Here is a 23,151-nt window from a genome sequence, read left to right as displayed (position 1 = left end):
TTGACAAACTTTTATGACGTTTGATATTTTTCATAATGTAATGATGTATTATATATGAAATAGAAAAGTATTCCCGGATAAAAAATTGTTATATATTTTTTGTCCGGGAATTTTGGTGAATCGCTTATGTTTTTAGCCAGTTAATCTGGGTATTTATTTTTTGACTTTTTGACTTGCCTTCTCTACTGCAGCATTGAGATTTTCGGTTTGTTCGTTAATTGCTTCTTTAGTGCTTTCCCATTTATCCAAAGCTTTTTTCATACCTTTCTCAACTTGTCCAGAAGCTTTGTTGATAGCTTTGTCAAAGGATTTACGGGTACTATGTATTTTCCTTTTTAGCTTGCAGTTAGAGTTTTGGTTGCAAGCGATAAAAGCCGCTGCACCAACAGCAGCTCCGGCTATTGCCAACAAAATGATTTTTTTCATATTCTTATACTTTTAATAAATACTATGTTATTATACGAACAATTGATGTATAAGGTATGTTTGTTCTATTTTCTAAAATATGCACTAAAAATTGATAAATATAAAGTAATGAAAAATGCGATAGTATATAATGGATTCTGAAATTGGTTTAGGTTTTGAGATATTGAAAATTAATAATGGAAAAAGAAATAAAAATTTTTCTTTTCAGATATATTTACTGTAGATATAATTAGATTTTAATTTTGTATATTTTTGTGGTCAAATTTCAAAATATGAGTAAAGAAATATTGTTGATAATAGGCCGAGGAATTGGGCAAGTAATGTTTCAAAATAATGCATTTTCTGGATTGTTAATGTTGATAGGTATTGCATGTAATTCTTTGCTTTTAGCTTTTTTGGCTTTGGCCGGTAATGTTGTAAGTACTTTAATGGCTCTGTTAGCAGGCTATTCTAAAGATGATATACGAAATGGTCTGTATGGTTTTAATGGTACATTAGTAGGTATAGCGATTGGGGTATTTATGAAAATAAATTTTATTTCTATATTTCTATTGATATTGGCTTCATGCTTTTCAACTTGGGTAACTAATTTGTTTAGTCGTCAAGAAAAATTACCTGGTTTTACAGCCCCTTTTATTATTACAATTTGGTTGTTATTGATAAGTTGTCATTATTTGTGTCCGTTTTTATTTTTATCTTCTGTTTCTGGAGTTATAGAACAATCTGCTGATTTGTTTCGAGCTTTTAGTTTGAATATGGGACAAGTTATGTTGCAAGGAAATAGTGTACTTACAGGATTATTTTTTTTGATAGGTATTTTTATAAATTCTCGGATAAATGCTATATATGCGATTTTAGGGGCTGTAATTCCATTGATGATGGTTTTGTGGTGTAAAGACGATTATTCTGCGTTCAATACGGGGATGTTGGGGTACAATGGAGTACTTTGTTGTATTGCTATAGGAGATCGGTCAAAAACGGGAATCGTATTTGCAACATTATCAGTATTTCTTTCGATTATATTGCAAGTAATTGGCATGAATTTAGATGTTACTACATTGACGGCTCCATTTGTCCTTTCTGTATGGATAGTTTTAGGCATACGGTATATTACCTTAAAAAAGTATTGCGATTTGGAAAATGCCTGCGATTGAGATAGATTGGATTTGTTTGTGTAAAATTACTTTTTGTCTGGCTTTATTTATAATCTTTTTGATTTCATTCATATTTAATTATGGCATTAATGAGGAACAAAGAGGAATGTGCTCTATGCTATATAGAGATTCTATTTTAGGTAGAATTTCTGTATAGTTTTTTCTCTTTGTAAATCCATTTGGTTAAGCCTTTTGTGCGATAATACATAGGTTTTCTTTTTTTCGATGATGTATAATAATGTTAGTAAATCCACATTTTTGAAGTATTGATTCTAATTGGTGTGCTGGATGTACAATCATTCCATCAATTCGGCTGGTCCATGTTTCATTGTTGGGGTCACTCATTTCGCAGCAGATAAGAAAATAGTTGTTCTTTTTTAGTACTCTGGCGATTTCTGTAAACGAGAGATTTAAATCATCCCAAAAATAAATAGTTTCAAAAGCTGTTACTACATTGAACATCTCATTTTCGTATGGAAGTTTGTTTACACTTCCTATGTGGACAAAGCAACGAGTCCCTAAAAATTTTTTGTTTTTCTTTTGGGCGAAAAGTACACTTTCAGGTGATATATCCAAACCGTAAACTTTTCCTTTTGGACAGTATTCCAGCATCTTTTCTAGATTTGCTCCTCCTCCGCAACCGATATCTAATACATTCCAGTTTACTTGCCAATTTAATTGAGACATTCCCCATAGGGATAGTTTAGAATGACCTATATTCATTCCTCGTAGAATCATTCTTCCGAAGAAGCCCTCAGGTTTACGAGTATTCTGCAAAATTTTGTTGATAAAACTTTTCTTTCTCATTTTATTGTTATATGTGTTATTATGAGAATGCAAGTTAAAGGGGGGAGCTGTAAAATACAATACCCAAATGTAGTTAATTTTAAACAAATGTAGACTTTACTATGGAGAATCTACATTTATTTTTAAGTGTAGTCAATTATATATTTGGGGGAATATTTTTAGAGAGAGGGATGTAAATTTTGTGTAGTGCTTTTATTGTTTCGAATCTTTTTCTATTATTTGGGGAATAAGAATTGCAGTGTACAGTTGTAATATGGCTGCAACGGTTAAAAGGAGAATCCATTCTGTACGAGTTTTAAACATAAAATAAGAGGCTGCGACCAATAATAGGGCAGACAGAGTTTCCATTCGGTAGAGCCGTTTGAGTCTAAAATTGGTACCTTCGTAACGGAATGTCAAACGACAGACAGCGATTCCTGCAGCTCCTAATGCAAAAATATATGGTACAGCAAACCATCCAGTAATATATAATGCTGCGGCTATTAATACACATATGGCAGATAAAAGAAAAATCGTATTACGGGTCTTATTGTTCATTATTGTTTTTTTCTACTTCTATAATATAAATGTCTTCGTTTGGTTTTTTCATTAGATATTGTTCTCGAGCAAATTTTTCTAAGTTTTCACTGTTTGAGCGTAATTCATTCAAGCGGCGGTTACTTTCGTCTATTACGTGTTGGTAATGTTCTATATCTCCCTTTAGTTGTCGTATTTTACGGTTATAAGCAAAACTTTGTAAAAAGCTGTTATCATCGACAAATATCATAATAATGATAAAAGTAAGGGCAAGAATTTTAACCAAAGATAGATGCTTTTGTGCAAATATTCTATATTTAAGTAACCTTTTTTTCATTTTTTGTCGATAAATTATTTTTACAAACGTACATAATCTTTTTTGTTTGCGAAAGTAATCGTTTCATTTTAAGGTTATGTTTAAATATTTCTCACATTTTTATAGATAGGAATTAATTTTGTGTATTATTCTGCATTAAATATCGGGAAAATTTACGTATTGGGAGGAATTTCTTGTTGATTGTTCATCATTATTTGTACCTTTGTGCGCAAAATTTTGAAACAAGTGAATTTAATCATTGATCAAGGAAATACAACGATAAAGTTAGCAGTCTTCAATGCTTTTGCACTTGAAACATTGATTACTTATGATACTTGGAATGAGCCGGTCATAGAAGATTTTTTATCTGGTTATGATATTGAAGCTTGTATATATTCTTCTGTGGCTCGTAAATGTGATGAGCATGTAGATTTTTTTCGAAATCGAATACCGATGTTTCATCTATTTTCATCTGACAGTCGCTTGCCTATACGTATAGGATATCGTACTCCTAATACTCTAGGTTTAGACCGGATAGCCGGAGTAGTAGGGGCTTATTATGAAAAGCCGGGAGTGCCTATATTGGTAATTGACGCAGGAACGGCTATTACATATGATTTACTTTTGGCTGACGGGCTTTTTGTAGGGGGGAATATTGCTTCTGGAATACAAATGCGCTTTAAGGCTTTGCATACGTTTACGGGACGTTTGCCTTTGGTTTCATTTGAGGGAGATATTCCTTTTTTGGGAGATGATACGTTTGCGGCTATTCGTGCGGGTGTAATTCGAGGAGCATGTTATGAAGTAGAGGGGTATATACGAGATTTGACCCATAAATATCCTGGGCTTTTGATTTTTTTAACGGGCGGAGACGCTTTTTTATTTGCCGAACGGTTAAAAACTCCCATCTTTGTAGATAAAAATATCGTAATAAAAGGTTTGAATAGAATACTATATTATAATGTTGAAAAATAAAGTCATAATTATTGCGCTTATTGGTGCTCTTTACAGTATTGGGATAATGGCCCAGAATAATACAAACTCTCCTTATTCACGTTACGGATACGGTATTCTAGATGATAATTCATTTGGTATGGGCCGTGCGATGGGAGGAATTGGGTATGGCTTGCGTTCGGCTCGTCAGATAAATGTGAAAAACCCAGCTTCTTATGCAGCAATGGATTCTTTGACGTTTTTGTTTGATTTTGGAGTAAATCTTCAAAATGTTTGGATGAAAGAGATTCCTACTGGGGCGAAAGAATCTCAAATAAATGGAAATCTTGAATATATAGCAATGCAGTTTCCTTTAGGAAAAAATATTGCTGCCAGTTTAGGTTTGTTGCCTTTTTCTTATGTGGGTTACAGTTATGGAGGGACGATTAATAATGGCTCGGAATCAAAATTAGGAGAAGGTGGTATAAATCAAGCTTATGCAGGAGTGAGTGTAAATGTTTACAAAGGATTTTCTTTAGGAGCTAATATCAGCTATCTTTTTGGAAATATAGTACATGATAATTATATTATACCGAGTAACCAGAATACGATTGACGGAATAATTGAAAATAAACTCCATGTGTCAGATTTTCATGTTGAATTTGGAGCTCAATATACTTATAAAATTAATGAAAAAGATAAGTTTACTATAGGGGCAGTTTATTCTCCTAAGAAAGCTTTGTTGGGACATGAGTATAGGACAGAGCAAGTTTATAGTAGTTCCTCTTCATCTACAGCATCTCAAGTCGAGAAATCGGATACCACTTCATTAAAGGGTAATTATGAGATAGCTTCGACATATGGTCTTGGATTTACTTATTCTCGAGATAATTTGTTTACGGTGGGGGCTGATGTTACTTTTCAGGATTGGAAAGATACTCGCTATGCAGGTCGTACCGATACTTTAAATAATCGGATAAAAGTCGCTGTTGGAGGTGAATACATCCCTAATATTCTTTCTCGTAATTATTTAAAACGGATACGATATCGTTTAGGAGCTTTTTATAACCAGTCTTATTTGAAGGTGAGTGATGCGTCTACGAATTCTTCAATGAATATGCGTGAGGTAGGAGTTAGTTGTGGTTTTGGTCTTCCTATTAAGAGTGATAAATCTATTGTGAATCTTGGACTTGAATATGTTAATCGACGTACAACGCCACAGGCATTGATTACAGAAAATTATTTAAGAGTTTCGGTAAGTCTTACTTTTAATGAGTTCTGGTTTTTTAAACGTAAATTTGAATAGTATAATTGTTACATAAAAATTTTATATGATTTTGTTTCTTATGGAGCAAAATCATATTTTTTATAAATAAAGGCTAAATATTTGTTGAATTTTGGAATGTATTATTTGCTGTTTTAAGTAGACGAAAGTTTTTGATTAGCTATTATTTATTTGTGAATCTAATTCATTATTGAGGGTAATAATGAGGTGTAAAGTGGAGATATGGAATGTACTTTAAAAAAATAGCGAGTTATTTTTATTTTGTTATAATTAAGCTATGGAATGAAGTTTGAAAATAGTTGGATCTATTAAATTTTGATATAAATATTAGATTCTATATCATGAATTCGCTAAATTTGTAATCAAAATATTGCCTTTTATAGTGAATTATTTTGAAAAGAGGCAAAATCTAAGTGAATGGGTAATTCTGAATTTACAACATATACTCGAAATAAGACGTTGGCAGGTATATATGTCGCGTTGTCTGTCGCAGTTTTTGTATCTGTTTTCTTTTCTTCATGTGAGAAAAAAATAAAAAATGAAGTAGTTAAAGGGTTTACCGATATTAAGAAAGTTCCTACTCTGCGTACACTTGATGTGACTACAATGATTTCGGATTCGGGTATAACTCGTTATAAAATAGTTGCTAAAGAATGGCTGATGTTTGAGAATGCAGATGAGCCGTATTGGTATTTTCCTCAAGGAATATATGTCGAGCAATTTGATTCACTTTTTAAGACAGAAGCTTTTATTATTGGAGATACAGCTATTTATCATAAGAATAAGCAATTATGGGAATTGAATGGTAATGTTCGTATGGAAAATGTGAAAGATGAAATATTCCTTACTCAACAACTGTTTTGGAACCAACGNGGTGGCAGTAATCAATGGAAAGAGAATTACGACAGAGGAGTTTCAAACAAGAGTACAAGCCCGTACTGACGAAATGCAGAACATGTATAAGAGATATGGTATGTCTCTTCCTGAAGGGTCTGCTGCTCGTATCAACAAAGAAGTTTTTGACCAGATGATTAACGAGGTTTTGCTGGAAGAAGAAGCTGATAAGTTGGGTATTGCAGTATCGAAAGAAGAATTGGCAGATTTATTACAGGGTGATAATATAGTTCCTCAGGTAAAACAATTGTTTACTAACCCTCAGACTGGAGTTTTTGATAAACAAGTATTGTTGAACTTTTTGAATGTTATTTTGAATGAGAATAGTCCTGAAGCTCAAAATCCAGAGACTGCTGAACAAATATCTCAACAGCGTAAGATGTGGCTTGATATGGAGAAGAGTGTGAAGCAGCAACGACAAGTTGAAAAGTTCTTTACTTTGATGACAAAGTCGGTACAGGCCAATAAGCTGGATATCGAAGCTGCTTATCAGAATGGTAAGGTGAGTGCTGATTTTGCTTATGCAGTACAGTCATATTCTTCAATTCCCGATTCTACTGTAAAAATTAGTGATTCGGAATTAAAAGAGCTTTATAATAAAGAAAAAGAAAATTTTAAGCAGGATGAGAAACGCGTTGTGAAGTATTTTTCTGTAGATATAGTTCCTAGTGAAGGGGATTATAAGATTACAGAAGAAAAAATAAATAATCTCAAAAATACTTTTACGACGACGCAGGATGTTGCTGGTATGTTGAGCCTGAATACAGATGTGCCTTATACTGATGCTTATGTGGCAGAGCGTAGTATGGATACCGATATGAAAAATTTTGTGGCTAATGCTCAAGTTAATGATGTTGAAGGTCCTATTTTTGTAAATAATGCCTATAAGATGTATCGGTTGATGGGGAAGACTGTAGCTCCTGATTCTGTTAAGGTACGTCATATTATGTACCCCTTACAAAAAGATGAGCAGATGACTGCACAGTTTGATAGCTTGTTGAATGTTTTAAAAAATGGGGGCGATTTTGCTCAGTTGGCTCAGAAATTTTCAGTGGATCAATCTTCTGCTCAGAATGGTGGGGATTTGGGCTGGATGACTGAAACTTCAGCTGTTCAATTAGGACAAAAATTTGTAAATGCTATATTTAATAGTAACGGTTCCGGATATATGACTGTGGAATCTCCTTATGGCCGCCACATCGTACAGGTGACCGAACGTACCGCACCGGTAGCAAAAGCAAAAGTTGCACAATTGGTAATGAATGTACGTCCTAGTTCCGAGACGTATAGTACGTTGTATAACGGGGTAAGTCAATATATTGCTACGAATACAGATGTCGAATCATTTGAGAAAAATGCGAAAGATAAGGGATATATCGTATCTACGGCAAATCTTACGCGAGATGATGTAAGTTTGGGTAACATCAACGACGCTCGTCAGGCAATCAAGTGGGCTTTTAATGCTAAGAAAGGAGCAATTTCAGAGATTTATAATGTCGAGAATAAATTCATGGTTGCAGCCTTGGCTGATGTGCAAAAAGAAGGTTATGCCGATGTGAAACAGGTGGAACCTCAATTGAAAGCAAAATTGATGGCTGATAAGAAAGCTGAAATAATCATGGATGATTTGCAGGGTAAAAATGCAAAGAGTCTTGATGCTTATGCTCAGGCTATGAAATCGCGTATTGATACAGCTAAATTTGTTAGTTTTGCTGTAAATGCTATTGCCGGTGTAGGTTTCGAACCGGTTCTGACAGCAAAAGCTCCGTATGCTGATTTAAATACTTTGGTTGGTCCTGTAAAAGGAAATAATGGAGTCTATGTTTTCTCAGTATATAATAAGACAGAAAATAAGGAACCGATGAATGCAGATACAGAAAAACAAAAGTATATGCAATCTGTCAATCAGATTATTTCCAGTCAATTGATAAATGTTATGAAGGATAAAGCCGAAATAGAGGATAATCGTATTAAATTCTTCTGATTTTCAGGTTCAAAATGATATAAAAAGCGAGGGTGCATTTAAAATGCACCCTCGCTTTTTATATCATTTTGTTTCTTTTCTGATAAGAAATCAATTTTTCCAATGGGTTCAGATAATGATTTCTTTAAGATATTATCTTCGTATAATACTGGTTGACATTTTTTGTTGGTAGTGCATAATCACAGTTATATTAATAAGTTAGTTTTATTGTTTATCTATCGTATAAAATCATATCTGTTTTTAAAAAGCTTTCATTTATAGTAATAGGTATATTCAAACATTCGTTATTTATTTCTACTTTTGTATCGATATGGATAATAAATCAGAAAAAAAGCATTTGGCTGGAATGTCAGCTTCTGAAATTACGGAAGTTGTAGAGAGTCTGGGAATGCCTCGATTTACGGCAAAACAGATAGTATCCTGGTTATATGAAAAGCGAGTAAATTCGATTGATGAAATGACCGATTTGTCAAAAGTGAATCGAGGGAAATTACTGGAAAAGTATGATGTGGGTTATGTTGCGCCAGTTCAGGAGATGCGTTCGGTAGATGGTACGGTAAAATACTTGTTTGCCACTTCACATGATAGTTCGGTGGAAGCAGTTTATATACCAGATAAGGAGCGGGCAACACTTTGTGTTTCGTCACAAGTCGGGTGTAAAATGAATTGTTTGTTTTGTATGACAGGTAAACAGGGTTTTACTCGTAATTTAACGGCAAATGAAATTTTGAATCAGATAATATCTATTCCGGAGAGCCGTACTCTTACCAATTTGGTATTTATGGGAATGGGAGAGCCGTTCGATAATATTGATGAACTGATGAAAGTACTTTCTATTTTGACTTCGGAATGGGGATTTGCCTGGAGTCCTAAACGGATAACTGTTTCTACCATTGGGCATCGTGTGGGAATGGAACGGTTCTTAAAAGAAAGCGATTGTCATTTAGCTGTAAGCTTACATTCTCCTTTTCCTGTAGAGCGATTGTCTTTAATGCCTGTAGAAAAGGCATATCCGGAATATGAAATTATTGAAAAACTTCGGCAGTATGATTTCTCGAAACAGCGTAGGCTTTCGTTTGAATATATTATGTTTAGAGGATTAAATGACTCGTTAAGGCATGCAGAGGAACTTGTACGCTTATTGAAAGGCTTGCATTGTCGTATAAATTTGATACGTTTTCATGCAATTCCTGATGTGGCATTAAGGACTTCGGATGAGTCTTCCATGGTGCAATTTAGGAATTATCTTACGAGAAAAGGTATAATTTGTACGATCCGTTCGTCTCGGGGTGAAGATATTTTTGCTGCATGTGGAATGTTGTCTACTGCAAGAACGCAGAAGATGAAATTAAGGGAATAATGAGTTTGTAGATTTTTTGCTAAAATGCTTTTTTTTACAATATAAATATTAACTTAGAGCTTGAATAGAAATATAGTATAATGGAAGATAATTATAAAGTCCGGGTAGGAATTACCCAAGGAGATATAAATGGGATAGGATATGAAGTAATATTGAAAACTTTATCCGATCCTCGAATTGTAGAGGTATGTACACCAATAGTTTATGGTTCACCTAAAGTTGCAGCTTATCATCGTAAAGCACTGGACTTACCTTCTCTTAATTTTAATATCATTAATTCTGCAGAGCAAGCTTCGGATTTGAAGTTGAATATTATTAATTGTATTGATGAAGAAACGAAAGTGGAGCTTTCAAAACCAACTTTACAATCGGGACAGGCTGCTTATTTGGCTCTTGAAGCAGCAGCAGCAGATATAGAAAGAGGTGTCATAGATGTAATGGTTACAGCTCCTATTAATAAACATAATATACAGTCTGAAAATTTTGATTTTCCTGGGCATACTGAATTTCTTGAGAAGAGATTAGGGAAAGGGCGTAAATCTTTAATGATATTGATGAATGAGCATTTGCGCGTGGCTCTTGTTACGGGACATGTGCCTCTGAGTCGGGTGCCGGAACTTATTACTAAAACAGATATTATACAAAAACTTCGTGTATTCAATCATTGTCTGAAACAAGATTTTGGGATTATCAAGCCTCGTATTGCTGTACTATCTCTTAATCCTCATGCTGGTGAAGATGGATTGTTAGGCACGGAGGAAAAAGATATTATCGTCCCAGCGTTGAAAGAGGCTGGAGATATGGGTATTTTATGTTTTGGACCTTATGCAGCTGACGGTTTTTTTGGGTCAGGTCATTTTACTCATTTCGATGGAGTTCTTGCCATGTATCATGACCAAGGACTGGCTCCGTTCAAGACTTTGGCTATGGAAGATGGAGTCAATTTCACTGCCGGGTTGCCCATTATACGTACTTCTCCTGCACACGGAACAGCATATGATATTGCTGGAGAAAATAAAGCTTCTGAGGAGTCTTTCCGTCATGCTATGTATTTAGCGATTGATGTCTTTGGCTGCCGTTCTCGTTATAAAGAAGCTCATGCTAATCCTCTTCGTAAACAATATTTTGATAAGAGTGGGGATAATGAGGTATTGAATCTCGAGGAGGAAGAGAAAGAAGAGTAATTGAGGATAATTGCTGTACAAAATATTCTGTAAGTAAATTTTTTTGTTTAACATATATTATGATTTTCGGACACTTGTGGTTTTAGATGTAAACTTCATAGGTGTCCGAAAGTTTTCTTTTATAGTTTATTTAAATCCTTTTATTTATTAGTAAAGTCGTTTTTTTTTATTAAATTCAGATTACTAGAAAAGTTTTTTGAGTTTTCTGAGTGAAATTATTTAAGTGTTAAAAATAACAGTTTCTTTTGTTTGATAACGAATATTACGGACATTTGCACTAATGAAATATAATTGTAATATATAATGAAATATGCAGTAATTGCAGCAGGAGAGGGTTCTCGATTGGTTGAAGAAGGTATAATAGAACCTAAACCTTTAGTTAGAATAAATGGGGAAACAATGATAGATCGTTTGCTGCGTATTTTTTTGGAAAATAATGCAGAATCGATAAGTATTATAGTTAATAATGAGATGACTGTGGTACAAAAGTATGTTCAGGGGCTGAAATTAGCAGTTCCTGTAAATATTGTCGTAAAGTCGACTCCGAGTTCTATGCATAGTTTTTATGAACTGACTCCCTATTTAAAGGGAGGAAAATTTGTTTTAACCACGGTCGATACAATGTTCCGAGAGGAAGAGTTTGCAGAATATGTATCGGAGTTTGATAAGAGTACTGATATTGATGCTCTCATGGCGGTAACGGATTATATTGACGATGAAAAGCCTCTTTATGTGGAAACGGATGGTAATTTAGATATCATCGGATTTAAGGATGTTGTATATTCGGGAGCACGATATATTTCGGGAGGAATTTATGGCTTGTCTGATAATGCATTAGATATTCTGAGAGATTCTATGATGGAAGGAGTTTCTCGTATGCGCAATTATCAACGTCGTCTTGTAGAAAACGGATTGAAGCTAAAAGCCTATCCTTTTTCAAAAATTATTGATGTTGACCATGCAAGCGATATAGAAAAGGCTGCAATTTTTGTTAAAAGATAAAATGATAGAAATGGACCAGTGTACTGTTATAGCCGGAGTAAAAAGAGCTGGAGCTTATTCGCCTAATCATATAGGAAATGATGCTGCGATATTTGAGCAGACAATGCAGCATTTGCATAGTATGGGTTATGTAATACATTATTATTCGGAAGAAGAGTTTCAGACAACGGAGATAAAAGAACCCATTATTGTGAATATGTGTCGAGAGATGACATCCATAAAGAAACTTCAGGCTTTAGAGAAAGAAGGAAAAATTATTATTAATTCGGGATTTGGAATAGAAAATTGTACCCGAGAAAGGATGACTAGACTTTTGGTAAGTGCAGGAGTGCCTTATCCTGAAAGTATAATTGTTTCTACTTCGGCACCAGTACAAGAAGAGTTAGAAAAGAAACGTTTTATCAATTGTTGGATAAAACGGGGAGATTTTCATGCTATGCATAAAGAAGATGTCAGTTATGTAAGGCATCCGGAGGAAGCACAAGATATACTTCGGGAATATGCTTTGAGAGGTATAAGACGAGCAGTTATAAATAGGCATCTTGAGGGAGATTTAGTTAAGTTTTATGGTATTGCCAATAGTGATTTTTTTTATTGGTTCTATCCTTTTGATATGCATCATAGTAAATTTGGACATGAGCAAATTAATGGAAAAGCAGTGGGAATACCATTTTCGATAGATGAGATGCAGTCTATTTGTAAAAAGGCTTCAGAGGTGCTTAACGTACATGTTTTTGGAGGAGATTGCATAATATCTTCTGAAGGAGATATACGAATAATAGATTTTAATGATTGGCCCAGCTTTGCTCCATGCCGGGATGTAGCATCATTACATATTGCTCGTTGCGTACATAATGTTATTGAAAAAGAGTTGTCGATACGGGCATATTCTACAGTACTAAAGGAGGCTTGATTGGAAATGAAAGAGAAGGGGAAACAGGAAAGGGTACCTTTGGAGGCAACTTTAAAATCAATGGATACAGAAGAGACCATTGATTTGTGGTTTTATCGTCCGATTGGATATAGGTGGGCTCTTTTATTCCAAAAATTGGGTATTACACCTAATGTAGTGACTATAGCTTCGATATTCATCGGAATAGCTGCAGGGGTATTGTTTTATTTTGATGATTTGGTGTATAATGTGATTGGAATGTTGTTGTTAGTTTGGGCTAATTCGTATGATAGTGCGGATGGGCAGTTGGCTCGGATGACAGGACAATATTCTCGTTTGGGACGTATTCTTGATGGGCTAAGTGGAGACCTTTGGTTTATAACTATTTATATATCGTTGTGTTTACGGCTTATGAACTCAGGATGGGGACTGTGGGCTTTTTTATTAGGTGCTGTAGCAGGATATAGCCATATTCGTCAGGCTGCTTTAGCAGATTATTATCGTAATTTCCATCTATTTTTTGTGAAAGGCAAATCTGGTAGTGAGTTAGATGATTCATGCCAGTTAGAAGCTAATTATAAAGCTATGAGTTGGAAGAAAAATTTTATCAATAAATTGGTAATGTTTTTTTATATTGGGTATACTCGTAATCAGGAGCGTTTTACTTCTTGTATGCAAAGATTGAGAGAAATAATCCGCTCGAAGTATGGAGAGGAAGTTCCTGTTTTATTCCGAGAAGCATTTAGAGCCCAAAGTAAACCATTGATGAAATATACCAATATGCTTTCATTCAACACTCGGGTTATTGCTTTATTTATTTCCTTGTTTATAAATGAGGTTTGGCTTTATTTTGTTTTTGAGTTATCAATATTGAATATTATGTTGATATATATGCGTAACCGTCATGAAAAAATATGTAGTAATTTTGTGGAGAAAATCTTGAAGAAAGGCATATAATTATGATAAAAGGACTAATATTTGATTACGGGGGGACTATCGATTCTGACGGTGTACATTGGAGTGAAATTTTGTGGGAAAGCTATTTGCAGTATAACATTCCGGTAAGTAAGGCTCAGTTTAGGAATGTTTATGTTTTGGCAGAGAGGGAATTGGCAAAACATCCGTATATAAGGTCTGAGTACAATTTTTATGATTTATTGAAGATAAAAATAGACTTGGAGTTAGGATATTTGATCGAGCAGGGAGTATTGGAGTTAATTTATAAAAAATATGCAACTGAGATGGCCCGATTTTGCTATGATAAAGCTCGGAAAACTGTAAGTAATGCTTGTAAGATTCTTGATTCTTTGAATGAGCGTTATCCAATGGTACTGGTATCGAATTTTTATGGGAATATACAGACTGTACTTACGGATTTTGGATTGAATAAATATTTTAGTCATGTAGTAGAATCTGCAGTAGTAGGAGTACGTAAGCCCAATCCACGAATATTTGAGCTCGGAGTTGAAGCCTTGGGATTAAAACCTCAAGAAACTGTTGTTATTGGGGATAGTTATAAAAAAGATATAGTTCCGGCTTCTTCGTTAGGTTGTCAAACTATATGGTTGAAGGGGAAAGGTTGGACAGACGAGGAAGATGTAATCAAACATGAGCATATTATTTATAGCTTTGGAGATTTAAAAAATATATTGTTAAAAGTTGTATAAGATGTCTTTTGCAAAGGTATATTATAAAACTGTTCTGTTTTTCTTTAAAAATATATTGAAAGGTCATATCTCTGGCTTTTTATAGTTTGCAAGGCAATTATTAACGTAAAAACCTTTTACAGAATAAAAAAAGAATATATATTTACTAAAAAATTAACCGGTAACAGAAGTAAAGTTATCTAACGATTTTATTCAACTAAAAAAGTTGTTTTAAAGAAACAAGATTATGGAAAAAATTAATGTGAAAAAGGCCGACGGTAAGTTAGGCGTTTTGGTTGTCGGTGTAGGGGGAGCAGTAGCCTCTACATTTGTAGTCGGTACGTTAGCCGTAAGAAAGGGATTAGCAAAACCTATTGGTTCTATTACCCAATTGGCCAATATCCGTTTAGGAAAAAAAGAAGAAAACAGATTTCCCAAAATTAAAGATGTTGTGCCTTTGGCCGATCTTAATGATATTGTATTTGGCGGTTGGGACATATTTGAAGATAATGTTTATGAAGCAGCAAAGCATGCAGAGGTTCTGGAACAAAAAGATTTGGATGGAGTAAAAGACGAGCTTGTTGCGATTAAACCAATGAAAGCTGCATTTCTTCAGGAATATGTAAAACGTTTGCATGGTACTTGGGTGAAAGAAGCCGGGACCAAATGGGATATGATGGAACAAATTCGTGAAGATATTCGTAATTTCAAAGCTAAAAATAATTGCTCTCGTTTAGTGGTGATATGGGCCGCAAGTACAGAGGTTTATATTCCGATGAGTGAAGTTCATATGGATTTGGCAAAATTCGAAAAGGCAATGAAGGAAAATAGCCCTGAAATAGCTCCGAGTATGTTGTATTCTTATGCTGCTATTTCCGAAGGCGTTCCTTTTATAAATGGAGCTCCGGCTTTGACTGTGGATATGCCTGCCATTTGGGAACTGTCAAAACAGAAGAATGTACCTATTTGTGGGAAAGATTTTAAGACAGGCCAGACTATGATGAAGACTGTATTGTCTCCGATGTTAAAGACTCGTATGTTAGGTTTGAGCGGATGGTTCTCGACGAATATTTTGGGAAATCGTGATGGTGAGGTTCTGGACGATCCTGATTCATTCAAAACAAAAGAGGTCAGCAAATTATCGGTTATTGATACTATTCTTGAGAAAGATTTGTATCCAGAACTTTATAGTAATATTTATCATAAAGTTCGTATTAACTATTATCCTCCTCGTAAGGATAATAAGGAAGGTTGGGATAATATCGACATATATGGATGGATGGGCTACCCGATGCAGCTAAAGGTTGATTTTTTGTGTAGAGATTCTATTTTGGCAGCACCTTTATGCTTAGATTTAGTCCTTCTTACTGATTTAGCACAACGTTGTGGCTTTTCTGGTATTCAGAAATGGTTGTCATTCTATTTTAAGAGTCCAATGCATACACTTGAGACACAGCCGGAACATGACTTGTTTGTTCAATATCGTATGTTGAAAGATAAGTTGCGTAATATTATTGGAGAAGAATCCGTTGAATATATTGATTGATAAGATTGATTAATTAAAAGTTAAAGTGAAGTTTCTGGATATTCTGGGAGCTTCACTTTAACTTTTTATTCCTATCTTTTGTCGATTTGCGAATTGCCCAAATAATGTTATCTTTGTATAATATTTCCAGGTGAAATAAGATGATATATAAACAAAATAAAATCTGAATTTATTTAAATGGGAAAAGTTTTAATTATTGGTGCAGGAGGTGTAGGTACCGTTGTTGCTCATAAAGTAGCGCAAAATCCTGATGTGTTTACAGAAATTGTGTTAGCCAGCCGTACCAAGTCGAAATGTGATACTATTGCAAAAGCAATAGATTGTAACCGTATTAAAACGGCTCAGGTAGATGCGGATAATGTAGAGGAATTGATAAAACTCTTTAATGAGCATAAACCCGATATTGTCATTAATGTAGCATTGCCATATCAAGATTTGACTATTATGGATGCCTGTTTAGCTTGTGGTGTGAACTATCTCGACACAGCTAATTATGAACCAGTAGATGAGGCAAAATTTGAATATAAATGGCAATGGGCTTATCAGGAACGTTTTAAGGATGCAGGTTTGACTGCTATTCTTGGGTGTGGTTTTGACCCAGGAGTATCAGGAGTATATACTGCTTATGCTGCAAAGCATTATTTTAAAGAAATGCAATACCTTGATATTGTTGATTGTAATGCAGGAGATCATGGTAAAGCATTTGCAACTAATTTTAATCCTGAGATTAATATACGAGAGGTTACTCAAAAGGGAAAATATTACGAGAATGGTAAATGGATATATACTGAGCCGCATGAAATACATAAAGCTTTAACATATCCTAATATAGGCCTAAAAGAATCGTATGTAATCTATCATGAGGAGCTGGAATCTTTGGTTAAGAATTATCCTACGTTAAAACGTGCTCGTTTCTGGATGACATTTGGGCAAGAATATCTGACTCATTTACGTGTAATTCAAAATATCGGAATGGCACGTATTGATCCTATTATATATAATGGAATGGAAATTGTTCCTATACAATTTCTAAAGGCCGTATTGCCTAATCCTGGAGAGTTAGGTGAAAATTATGTCGGAGAGACTTCTATAGGTTGTCGGATAAAAGGTATAAGTAAGGATGGTAAGGAGATGACTTATTACGTGTATAATAATTGTAGCCACCATGCAGCTTACCTTGAAACTGGTGCACAGGGAGTAAGTTATACTACAGGTGTACCGGCGATGATTGGTGCAATGATGTTCCTCAAGGGGTTATGGAAAAAACCGGGAGTGTTTAATGTAGAAGAATTTGATCCCGATCCATTTATGGAGCAGCTTAATAAACAAGGGTTGCCTTGGCATGAGGTATTTAATGAGGATTTGGAAGTCTGATATTGTAAAGATTTATTTAGGACTTATTATTTCAATTATTGTCATTTCAGATTACAGAATTTTTTGATTATTGGATTTATTTCTGTATCTGAAATGGCAATTATATTTTTAGGTTGGTCAGAACAGAATATTCTAAAGAAAATCCATGAAAAATATATATAATCTTTTTCGTATAGCGTCCCGTATTCGTAGTCAAAGGTTGAAATTATTAGGTATTTATTTTTTACATATGACCCGTCAGCGTTATCTGGGAGTTTTTATAGATCCTATATTAGCCTGTAATTTCAGATGTCGTATGTGTTATTTCAGTGATGGGGAAAAAAGAAAAACATTGAAAGGCAGTTTAGCTTTTCAGGATATTGAAGCTATTTCGAAGTCTTTATATCATCGGGCATTGAAGTTACAAATAGGATGTGGAGCAGAGCCCACTTTGTATAAGGACTTATATAAAGTAGTCGCTTTGGGTAAACAGTATAAAGTTCCTTATATTTCGCTTACTACGAATGGAAACATTTTGACTTATGAATCTTTGTATAAGCTTGTTGCTACAGGGCTGGATGAGTTGACTTTATCTATGCATGGAGTGAAAAAAGATACGTATGAGTACATGATGGTTAATGGGAAATATGAGAAGTTTTGTGCATTGATAGACGCGACGATAAAAGTAAAGCAACAGTATCCTGGTTTCAAGTTGCGGATAAATTATACGATGAATGGGGATAATGTAGAAGAACTTTCTCAGTTATTTGATATATTCCCTGATTTGCCAGTCGATATATTACAATTACGACCAATTCAGAATATAGGCAATACGGTATATAGTAATTATTCTTTGGAGAAACTTTTTTCTTATTTTGAATCTGTTATAAGACCTTTACATGATGAGTGTGTTCGACGTGGAATAATATGCATATCTCCGACAAAAGAAAATCTGAATGTATTGCAAAGTAAGGAAACTTCCGATATGATAAGTGATGTGACGTATTGTTATATTTCTCCTGATATTTGTTGGAAAGAGGATTTTGATTACCGTACGCAAAATTTTGAGCAGTATTCGAGGAAGCATCATTTAGGGTGGTCTTTGATAAAAAAGATATGTCTTCCGTTCAAAAGGACAAAGGTCAATAAAACACGTAAAATGAATTATACGGTAGAATAAAAAGATAAATATTATTGTAGAAGGGTTTGTTAATATCTGTTTATTTGTTGGTGATTAGTTTTAATAGAAAAAGAATTTATCTTCTTAACTTTAAGAAAAGCTAAGATACATTTTCTATTTATCTATTTCCGAGATAGCAAATATATTCAGGATTAGATTTGTTTAGAGTAAAGAGTCTCCTTTTTGAATATTTTTTCCAAGAAGAAACCTAGAAGATATTAAATAGAAATTTTGTAAGATAAAAATATTTGAGATATGCTATTATTTGGCATATCTCATTTGTATATTTGCCGATATAAAGATAGGAAGTTGAGGCGCTATCGTATTGCAGTTGTTGCATCAGTATTTTTTGTTATCTTTGAAAAAGTAATAATTATAATAACGGTTGTAAATATGGCATTAAAAGTTGGAGATAAAATCCCCGAGATATTGGGAGTAAATCAATATGGAGAAGAGGTAAAAGCTAAAGATCTTGCAGGTAAAAAATTGGTTTTATACTTTTATCCTAAAGATAGTACGCCAGGATGCACAGCTGAAGCATGCAGTCTACGGGATGGATATGAAAGATTGAGGGCTGCGGGCTATGAGGTTATCGGGGTTAGCAAAGATTCTATAAAATCTCATCAGAAGTTTATAGAAAAGCAGGATTTACCTTTCCAGTTGATTGCGGATACAGATACTACTTTAAATCAGGTGTTCGGGGTATGGGCAGAAAAGAAGATGGCTGGACGTACCTATATGGGAACTTTGCGTACGACATTCTTGATTGATGAGAATGGAATTGTAGAAAAAATTATTGATAAGGTTGATACGAAGCGACATGCAGAACAGATATTGGATGATAAATTAAGATAAATAGTTATGGACAGTACAGAAGTAAATGCTGAGAGCAAAGCAGGAAGAGTACCTGTGTCAAATGAAAAATTGAAGGCATTGCAAGCCGCAATGGACAAAATAGAAAAGAATTATGGTAAAGGTGCCATTATGAAAATGGGGGACGACCATGTAGAAGAAATAGCCGTAATTTCTACGGGATCTATTGGCCTGAATGCAGCTTTGGGAGTTGGTGGTTTTCCACGTGGGCGTGTTATAGAGATTTATGGACCGGAGTCTTCTGGAAAAACGACATTGGCAATACATGCAATAGCTGAAGCTCAGAAGGCAGGGGGGATTGCAGCAATCATTGATGCAGAGCATGCATTTGACCGTTTTTATGCTGAAAAATTAGGAGTAGATGTCGAGAATCTTTGGATTTCTCAGCCAGATAGTGGAGAACAAGCTTTGGAGATTGCAGAGCAACTCATTCGTTCGTCGGCTGTCGATATTGTTGTAATAGATTCTGTGGCAGCATTAACTCCAAAAGCTGAGCTTGAAGGAGAAATGGGTGATTCGAAGATGGGATTGCAAGCTCGTTTGATGTCACAAGCTTTGCGTAAACTTACGGCGACAATTAATAAAACAAATACGACATGTATTTTTATCAATCAGTTGCGTGATAAGTTAGGTGTAATGTTTGGTAATCCTGAAACGACGACAGGTGGTAATGCATTGAAGTTTTATGCTTCAGTGCGTCTTGATATACGGCGTATTAGCCAAATAAAAGATGGAGATGAAGTGATTGGTAATCAGACAAGAGTAAAAGTTGTAAAAAACAAAGTAGCACCTCCTTTCCGTAAGGCTGAATTTGATATTATGTTTGGGGAAGGAATTTCTAAATCTGGAGAAATTATTGATTTAGGGGTAGAAAAAGGAATTATTAAGAAAAGTGGTTCATGGTTTAGTTATGGTGAAATCAAGTTGGGGCAGGGGCGTGATGCTGCAAAAAAATGTATCAGTGACAATCCTGAGTTAGCTGAGGAGCTTGAAGGTTTGATAATGGAAGCACTGAAACCAGCTAAATAAGTTATTTTCAAAATATTCGTAATAAAAAATTCAGGCTTAAACACCTGAATTTTTTATTTAGTGATTTTTGTCTGTAATAAATAGGGGTGCAAAATTCAATTTTTGAAAATATGAACTTATAATTTGAAATTTGAGTATCCTAAAAGCCTAAAGAAAGGGGCGTATCATTACTCAATACAGAGTTTGATAACGCCCCTTTTAAGTGTTATAGTTACAATCTGTAATTTTTTGGAGTGGACATTTTAGTTTTGATACACCCCCATAATGAAATATGGAAATTCGTTATTTCATTCTGTAAAATTCTAAATCCTCGATATCAAATTGGTCGATAAATTTGGCATTTTTTGTAACTTCCGATTCTCCATAATGGATATAAACTTCAGCAGAGGTACGGAATGAGTCGCAACGAGTTGTGTCAAGCAATAGTAGATGTCCCATAATAATATGACCAGCCATTTCTACCATTCGACGGGCATGAAAATCAATGTACTCAGGATCTTTAGTTTCAGTAACTTTCGTAACAATCTTTTCGTAAATCTCGGTCATTGTTTTTAATCGATTACGTAGAGGAATCAAATCTGAAGAAATCTCTTGAGACTCATAAAATTTCATCATATTGAGGTAAGTTCCGGTTGTCACATGACGTATAGCAGCAACAACTTGCAGTTGGGTTGTACCTTCATAAATAGATGTTATACGGGCGTCACGATATATGCGTTCGCAAGCATAATCTTTCATAAATCCAGAACCGCCATGTATTTGTACACAGTCATAGGCATTCTGGTTACAGAATTCGCTACCCATACCCTTGGCCAATGGTGTAAATGCATCTGCTTGTTTTTGATACATCTTCATTTCTGCGCGTTCTTCTTTTTCGAGTTTGCTTTCTTTTGAGATGTCTTCAAGGGTTTTATACATATCAACAAAGCGAGTTGTCTCATAAAGTAATGAACGAGAAGCATCAAGTTTAGCTTTCATTAAAGACAACATTTCATATACGGCAGGAAATTCAATAATAGCTTTACCGAATTGACGACGTTCTTGGGCATAAGACAGTGCTTCGCGATATGCAGCTTCAGATACACCGACAGACTGAGCAGCAATACCCAGACGTGCACCATTCATTAGTGCCATTACGTATTTGATAAGGCCCATTTTCCGGTCACCACAAAGTTCTGCTTTTGCATTGCGGAATACGAGTTCACAAGTGGGAGAACCCTTGATTCCCATTTTGTTTTCGATGCGACGTACGGTAACACCTCCGTTGTTTTTATCATAAATAAACATAGATAAGCCGCGCCCGTCTTTGGTACCTTCTTCGGAACGAGCTAAAACAAGAGCAATGTGTCCATCTCCGTTTGTAATGAATCGTTTTACTCCATTCAGATACCAGCATCCGTCTTTCTCGCTATATGTAGCTTTTAACATTACAGCTTGTAGGTCAGACCCTGCATCTGGTTCGGTCAAGTCCATTGCCATAGTTTCACCGGCACAAACACGAGGCAGATATCTTTGTTTTTGTTCTTCACTGGCAAATTCATATATAGTTTCAGCACAGTCTTGTAATCCCCATATATTTACAAATCCGGCATCAGCACGGCTTACCATGTCTGCTGCCATAATGTAAGGTACCAGAGAAAAATTGAGTCCATTATAGCGACGAGGTAAAGATATTCCCATTAGGCCGGCTTTAACTAAGGCATCCAGATTTTTCTGTGTTCCTGCCGCATATTGTACATGTCCGTCTATGACATGGGGGCCTTCATGATCTACATCTTCGGCATTAGGAGCAACAATGTCACCACAAATTTCCCCCGCAATTTCGAGCACTTTTTCGTAGCTGTCTATTGCGTCTTCATAATCAAAGGGTGCATAATCATATTTTTGCGCATCAGTGTAATTGCGCTCTTTTAAGGCAACCAACCGCTTCATGAGCGGGTGAGTTAAGTGATGTTTCAAATCACTGTTATCCAAATAAAAATTGGCCATATTATTTTACTTTGTTGTTATTACTTAAAGTTTAAAGTTGATAGGAAGTGTGTATAACACATTTACCGGCAATCCGAACTGTGATCCGGGAGTCCACTTGGGCATCGATTTTACCAGATGCATCGCTTCCTGGTCGAGAAATGGGTCTATACTGTGAACTACCTTTATATCGTCAATAGCACCATCTCTTTTCACAACGAAGCGGACGATAACTCTGCCTTCTATTTTCTTTTTTTGGGCAGCTTCTGGGTATTTCAGTTTCTGCAAATAGTTTTTTAATGCTTCTTGCCCTCCAGGAAAGACTGGCAATATTTGATAATGTATGTAAGGTATCAGTTTACCTTCTTCATCGAAACACCGGCTTTTTTCCTTATCGACTTTTCCGTTATCGAACCAATATTCTGCTCTGATATTTCCATTTTTGAAATAAGAAATAGTCTTACCATTTAGCTCATTTTCATTGTATTCGGAGCTGACTTTGATTTTTCCTGATGAATAAAATTCTTTAGAATTACCCTGACGAATCTTTTTTTTCTTTGTATATGACGAGTAATGGACATCACTTATCAGTATTCCCTTTTTATTGAATTTGCGTACCTTAGTAAGACCGATACCATCTATTTTATTTATCACTTCATATCTGTATATCTGGTTGACTTTATTGTTCGAAATCTTTTTATTGTCGACATCATAATATACCGTATCAGTTTGAGCCGATATAAGATGTATCGGATATAGAGTGGTGATAAAGAAAATATATGTAAGCAGATATTTGCTCATCG

General features: G+C 34.9%; 21 protein-coding genes. 15 read left to right on the top strand and 6 right to left on the bottom strand.

What is annotated here, in order from left to right; genetic code table 11:
* Nucleotides 1–153: 153 nt before the first annotated feature.
* Nucleotides 154–426 (bottom strand): hypothetical protein, encoded by a 273-nt coding sequence (locus tag BN2628_RS07050; RefSeq protein ID WP_021931404.1) that lies wholly within the window; start codon nt 424–426, stop codon nt 154–156.
* Between the two features lie 272 nt (nt 427–698).
* On the opposite strand from BN2628_RS07050, the gene BN2628_RS07045 reads away from it, so the two are divergent.
* Entirely contained in the window at nt 699–1,580 is an 882-nt protein-coding gene (locus BN2628_RS07045) for an urea transporter (RefSeq protein WP_044228061.1), read from the top strand.
* 183 nt (nt 1,581–1,763) lie between these two features.
* On the opposite strand, the gene BN2628_RS07040 is transcribed toward BN2628_RS07045, so the two are convergent.
* From BN2628_RS07040 to BN2628_RS07030, 3 genes are all read right to left on the bottom strand, one after another.
* A complete protein-coding gene (locus tag BN2628_RS07040; RefSeq protein ID WP_044228154.1) occupies nt 1,764–2,387 on the bottom strand; it encodes a class I SAM-dependent methyltransferase in 624 nt (207 codons plus the stop codon).
* A 192-nt stretch (nt 2,388–2,579) separates the two neighbouring features.
* Nucleotides 2,580–2,924, bottom strand: a complete 345-nt coding sequence (locus BN2628_RS07035) for a hypothetical protein (protein WP_044228064.1) — start codon at nt 2,922–2,924, stop codon at nt 2,580–2,582.
* Nucleotides 2,914–3,240, bottom strand: coding sequence for an FtsB family cell division protein (locus BN2628_RS07030; protein WP_021931409.1), 327 nt, complete (start codon nt 3,238–3,240; stop codon nt 2,914–2,916). Before BN2628_RS07030 ends, BN2628_RS07035 begins: the two co-directional genes overlap by 11 nt.
* A 225-nt stretch (nt 3,241–3,465) precedes the next feature.
* Between BN2628_RS07030 and BN2628_RS07025 the strand changes: the two genes are divergently transcribed.
* The 14 genes from BN2628_RS07025 (at nt 3,466) to recA (ending at nt 20,380) form a co-directional block, all read left to right on the top strand.
* Nucleotides 3,466–4,194, top strand: coding sequence for a type III pantothenate kinase (locus tag BN2628_RS07025; protein WP_044228158.1), 729 nt, complete (start codon nt 3,466–3,468; stop codon nt 4,192–4,194).
* Nucleotides 4,181–5,458 carry a BamG family beta-barrel-assembly machinery protein gene (locus BN2628_RS07020; RefSeq protein WP_021931411.1) on the top strand — a complete coding sequence of 426 codons (1,278 nt, stop codon included), beginning with the start codon at nt 4,181–4,183 and terminating at the stop codon, nt 5,456–5,458. Before BN2628_RS07025 ends, BN2628_RS07020 begins: the two co-directional genes overlap by 14 nt.
* 811 nt (nt 5,459–6,269) lie before the next feature.
* A complete protein-coding gene (locus tag BN2628_RS07010; RefSeq protein ID WP_082430142.1) occupies nt 6,270–8,315 on the top strand; it encodes a peptidylprolyl isomerase in 2,046 nt (681 codons plus the stop codon).
* 310 nt (nt 8,316–8,625) lie between these two features.
* Nucleotides 8,626–9,675, top strand: a complete 1,050-nt coding sequence (gene rlmN / locus BN2628_RS07005; RefSeq protein ID WP_055096592.1) for a dual-specificity RNA methyltransferase RlmN — start codon at nt 8,626–8,628, stop codon at nt 9,673–9,675.
* A gap of 80 nt (nt 9,676–9,755) precedes the next feature.
* Nucleotides 9,756–10,859: a 4-hydroxythreonine-4-phosphate dehydrogenase PdxA gene (gene pdxA / locus BN2628_RS07000; protein ID WP_021931416.1), complete on the top strand. Its 1,104-nt coding sequence runs from the start codon at nt 9,756–9,758 to the stop codon at nt 10,857–10,859.
* 303 nt (nt 10,860–11,162) lie between these two features.
* Complete coding sequence (locus tag BN2628_RS06995; protein ID WP_055096590.1) at nt 11,163–11,861, top strand: NTP transferase domain-containing protein; 699 nt, start codon at nt 11,163–11,165, stop codon at nt 11,859–11,861.
* A 10-nt stretch (nt 11,862–11,871) separates the two neighbouring features.
* Nucleotides 11,872–12,774 carry an ATP-grasp domain-containing protein gene (locus BN2628_RS06990; protein ID WP_055097127.1) on the top strand — a complete coding sequence of 301 codons (903 nt, stop codon included), beginning with the start codon at nt 11,872–11,874 and terminating at the stop codon, nt 12,772–12,774.
* Nucleotides 12,775–12,834: 60 nt separating this feature from the next.
* Nucleotides 12,835–13,710: a CDP-alcohol phosphatidyltransferase family protein gene (locus BN2628_RS06985; RefSeq protein WP_257606420.1), complete on the top strand. Its 876-nt coding sequence runs from the start codon at nt 12,835–12,837 to the stop codon at nt 13,708–13,710.
* A gap of 2 nt (nt 13,711–13,712) precedes the next feature.
* Entirely contained in the window at nt 13,713–14,420 is a 708-nt protein-coding gene (locus BN2628_RS06980; protein ID WP_055096587.1) for an HAD family hydrolase, read from the top strand.
* 226 nt (nt 14,421–14,646) lie between these two features.
* On the top strand, nt 14,647–15,945 hold the full coding sequence (locus BN2628_RS06975) for an inositol-3-phosphate synthase (RefSeq protein ID WP_021931421.1): 1,299 nt from the start codon (nt 14,647–14,649) through the stop codon (nt 15,943–15,945).
* A gap of 177 nt (nt 15,946–16,122) precedes the next feature.
* Complete coding sequence (locus BN2628_RS06970) at nt 16,123–17,319, top strand: saccharopine dehydrogenase family protein (RefSeq protein WP_055096585.1); 1,197 nt, start codon at nt 16,123–16,125, stop codon at nt 17,317–17,319.
* A gap of 145 nt (nt 17,320–17,464) precedes the next feature.
* Entirely contained in the window at nt 17,465–18,478 is a 1,014-nt protein-coding gene (locus BN2628_RS06965) for a radical SAM protein (protein WP_044229365.1), read from the top strand.
* A gap of 393 nt (nt 18,479–18,871) precedes the next feature.
* Nucleotides 18,872–19,333, top strand: a complete 462-nt coding sequence (gene bcp / locus BN2628_RS06960) for a thioredoxin-dependent thiol peroxidase (RefSeq protein WP_044229548.1) — start codon at nt 18,872–18,874, stop codon at nt 19,331–19,333.
* A 6-nt stretch (nt 19,334–19,339) separates the two neighbouring features.
* Nucleotides 19,340–20,380 carry a recombinase RecA gene (recA, locus tag BN2628_RS06955; protein ID WP_021931425.1) on the top strand — a complete coding sequence of 347 codons (1,041 nt, stop codon included), beginning with the start codon at nt 19,340–19,342 and terminating at the stop codon, nt 20,378–20,380.
* 282 nt (nt 20,381–20,662) lie between these two features.
* Here recA and BN2628_RS06950 read toward each other — a convergent pair whose 3' ends face one another.
* Complete coding sequence (locus tag BN2628_RS06950; RefSeq protein ID WP_044229372.1) at nt 20,663–22,369, bottom strand: acyl-CoA dehydrogenase family protein; 1,707 nt, start codon at nt 22,367–22,369, stop codon at nt 20,663–20,665.
* A gap of 24 nt (nt 22,370–22,393) precedes the next feature.
* Nucleotides 22,394–23,149 (bottom strand): energy transducer TonB, encoded by a 756-nt coding sequence (locus BN2628_RS06945; protein ID WP_021931427.1) that lies wholly within the window; start codon nt 23,147–23,149, stop codon nt 22,394–22,396.
* Nucleotides 23,150–23,151 lie beyond the last annotated feature (2 nt).

The sequence above is a fragment of the Gabonia massiliensis genome (assembly GCF_001403595.1).
Lineage (GTDB): Bacteria > Bacteroidota > Bacteroidia > Bacteroidales > Coprobacteraceae > Coprobacter > Coprobacter secundus.
This window is presented reverse-complemented; position numbering and strand designations above follow the sequence as displayed.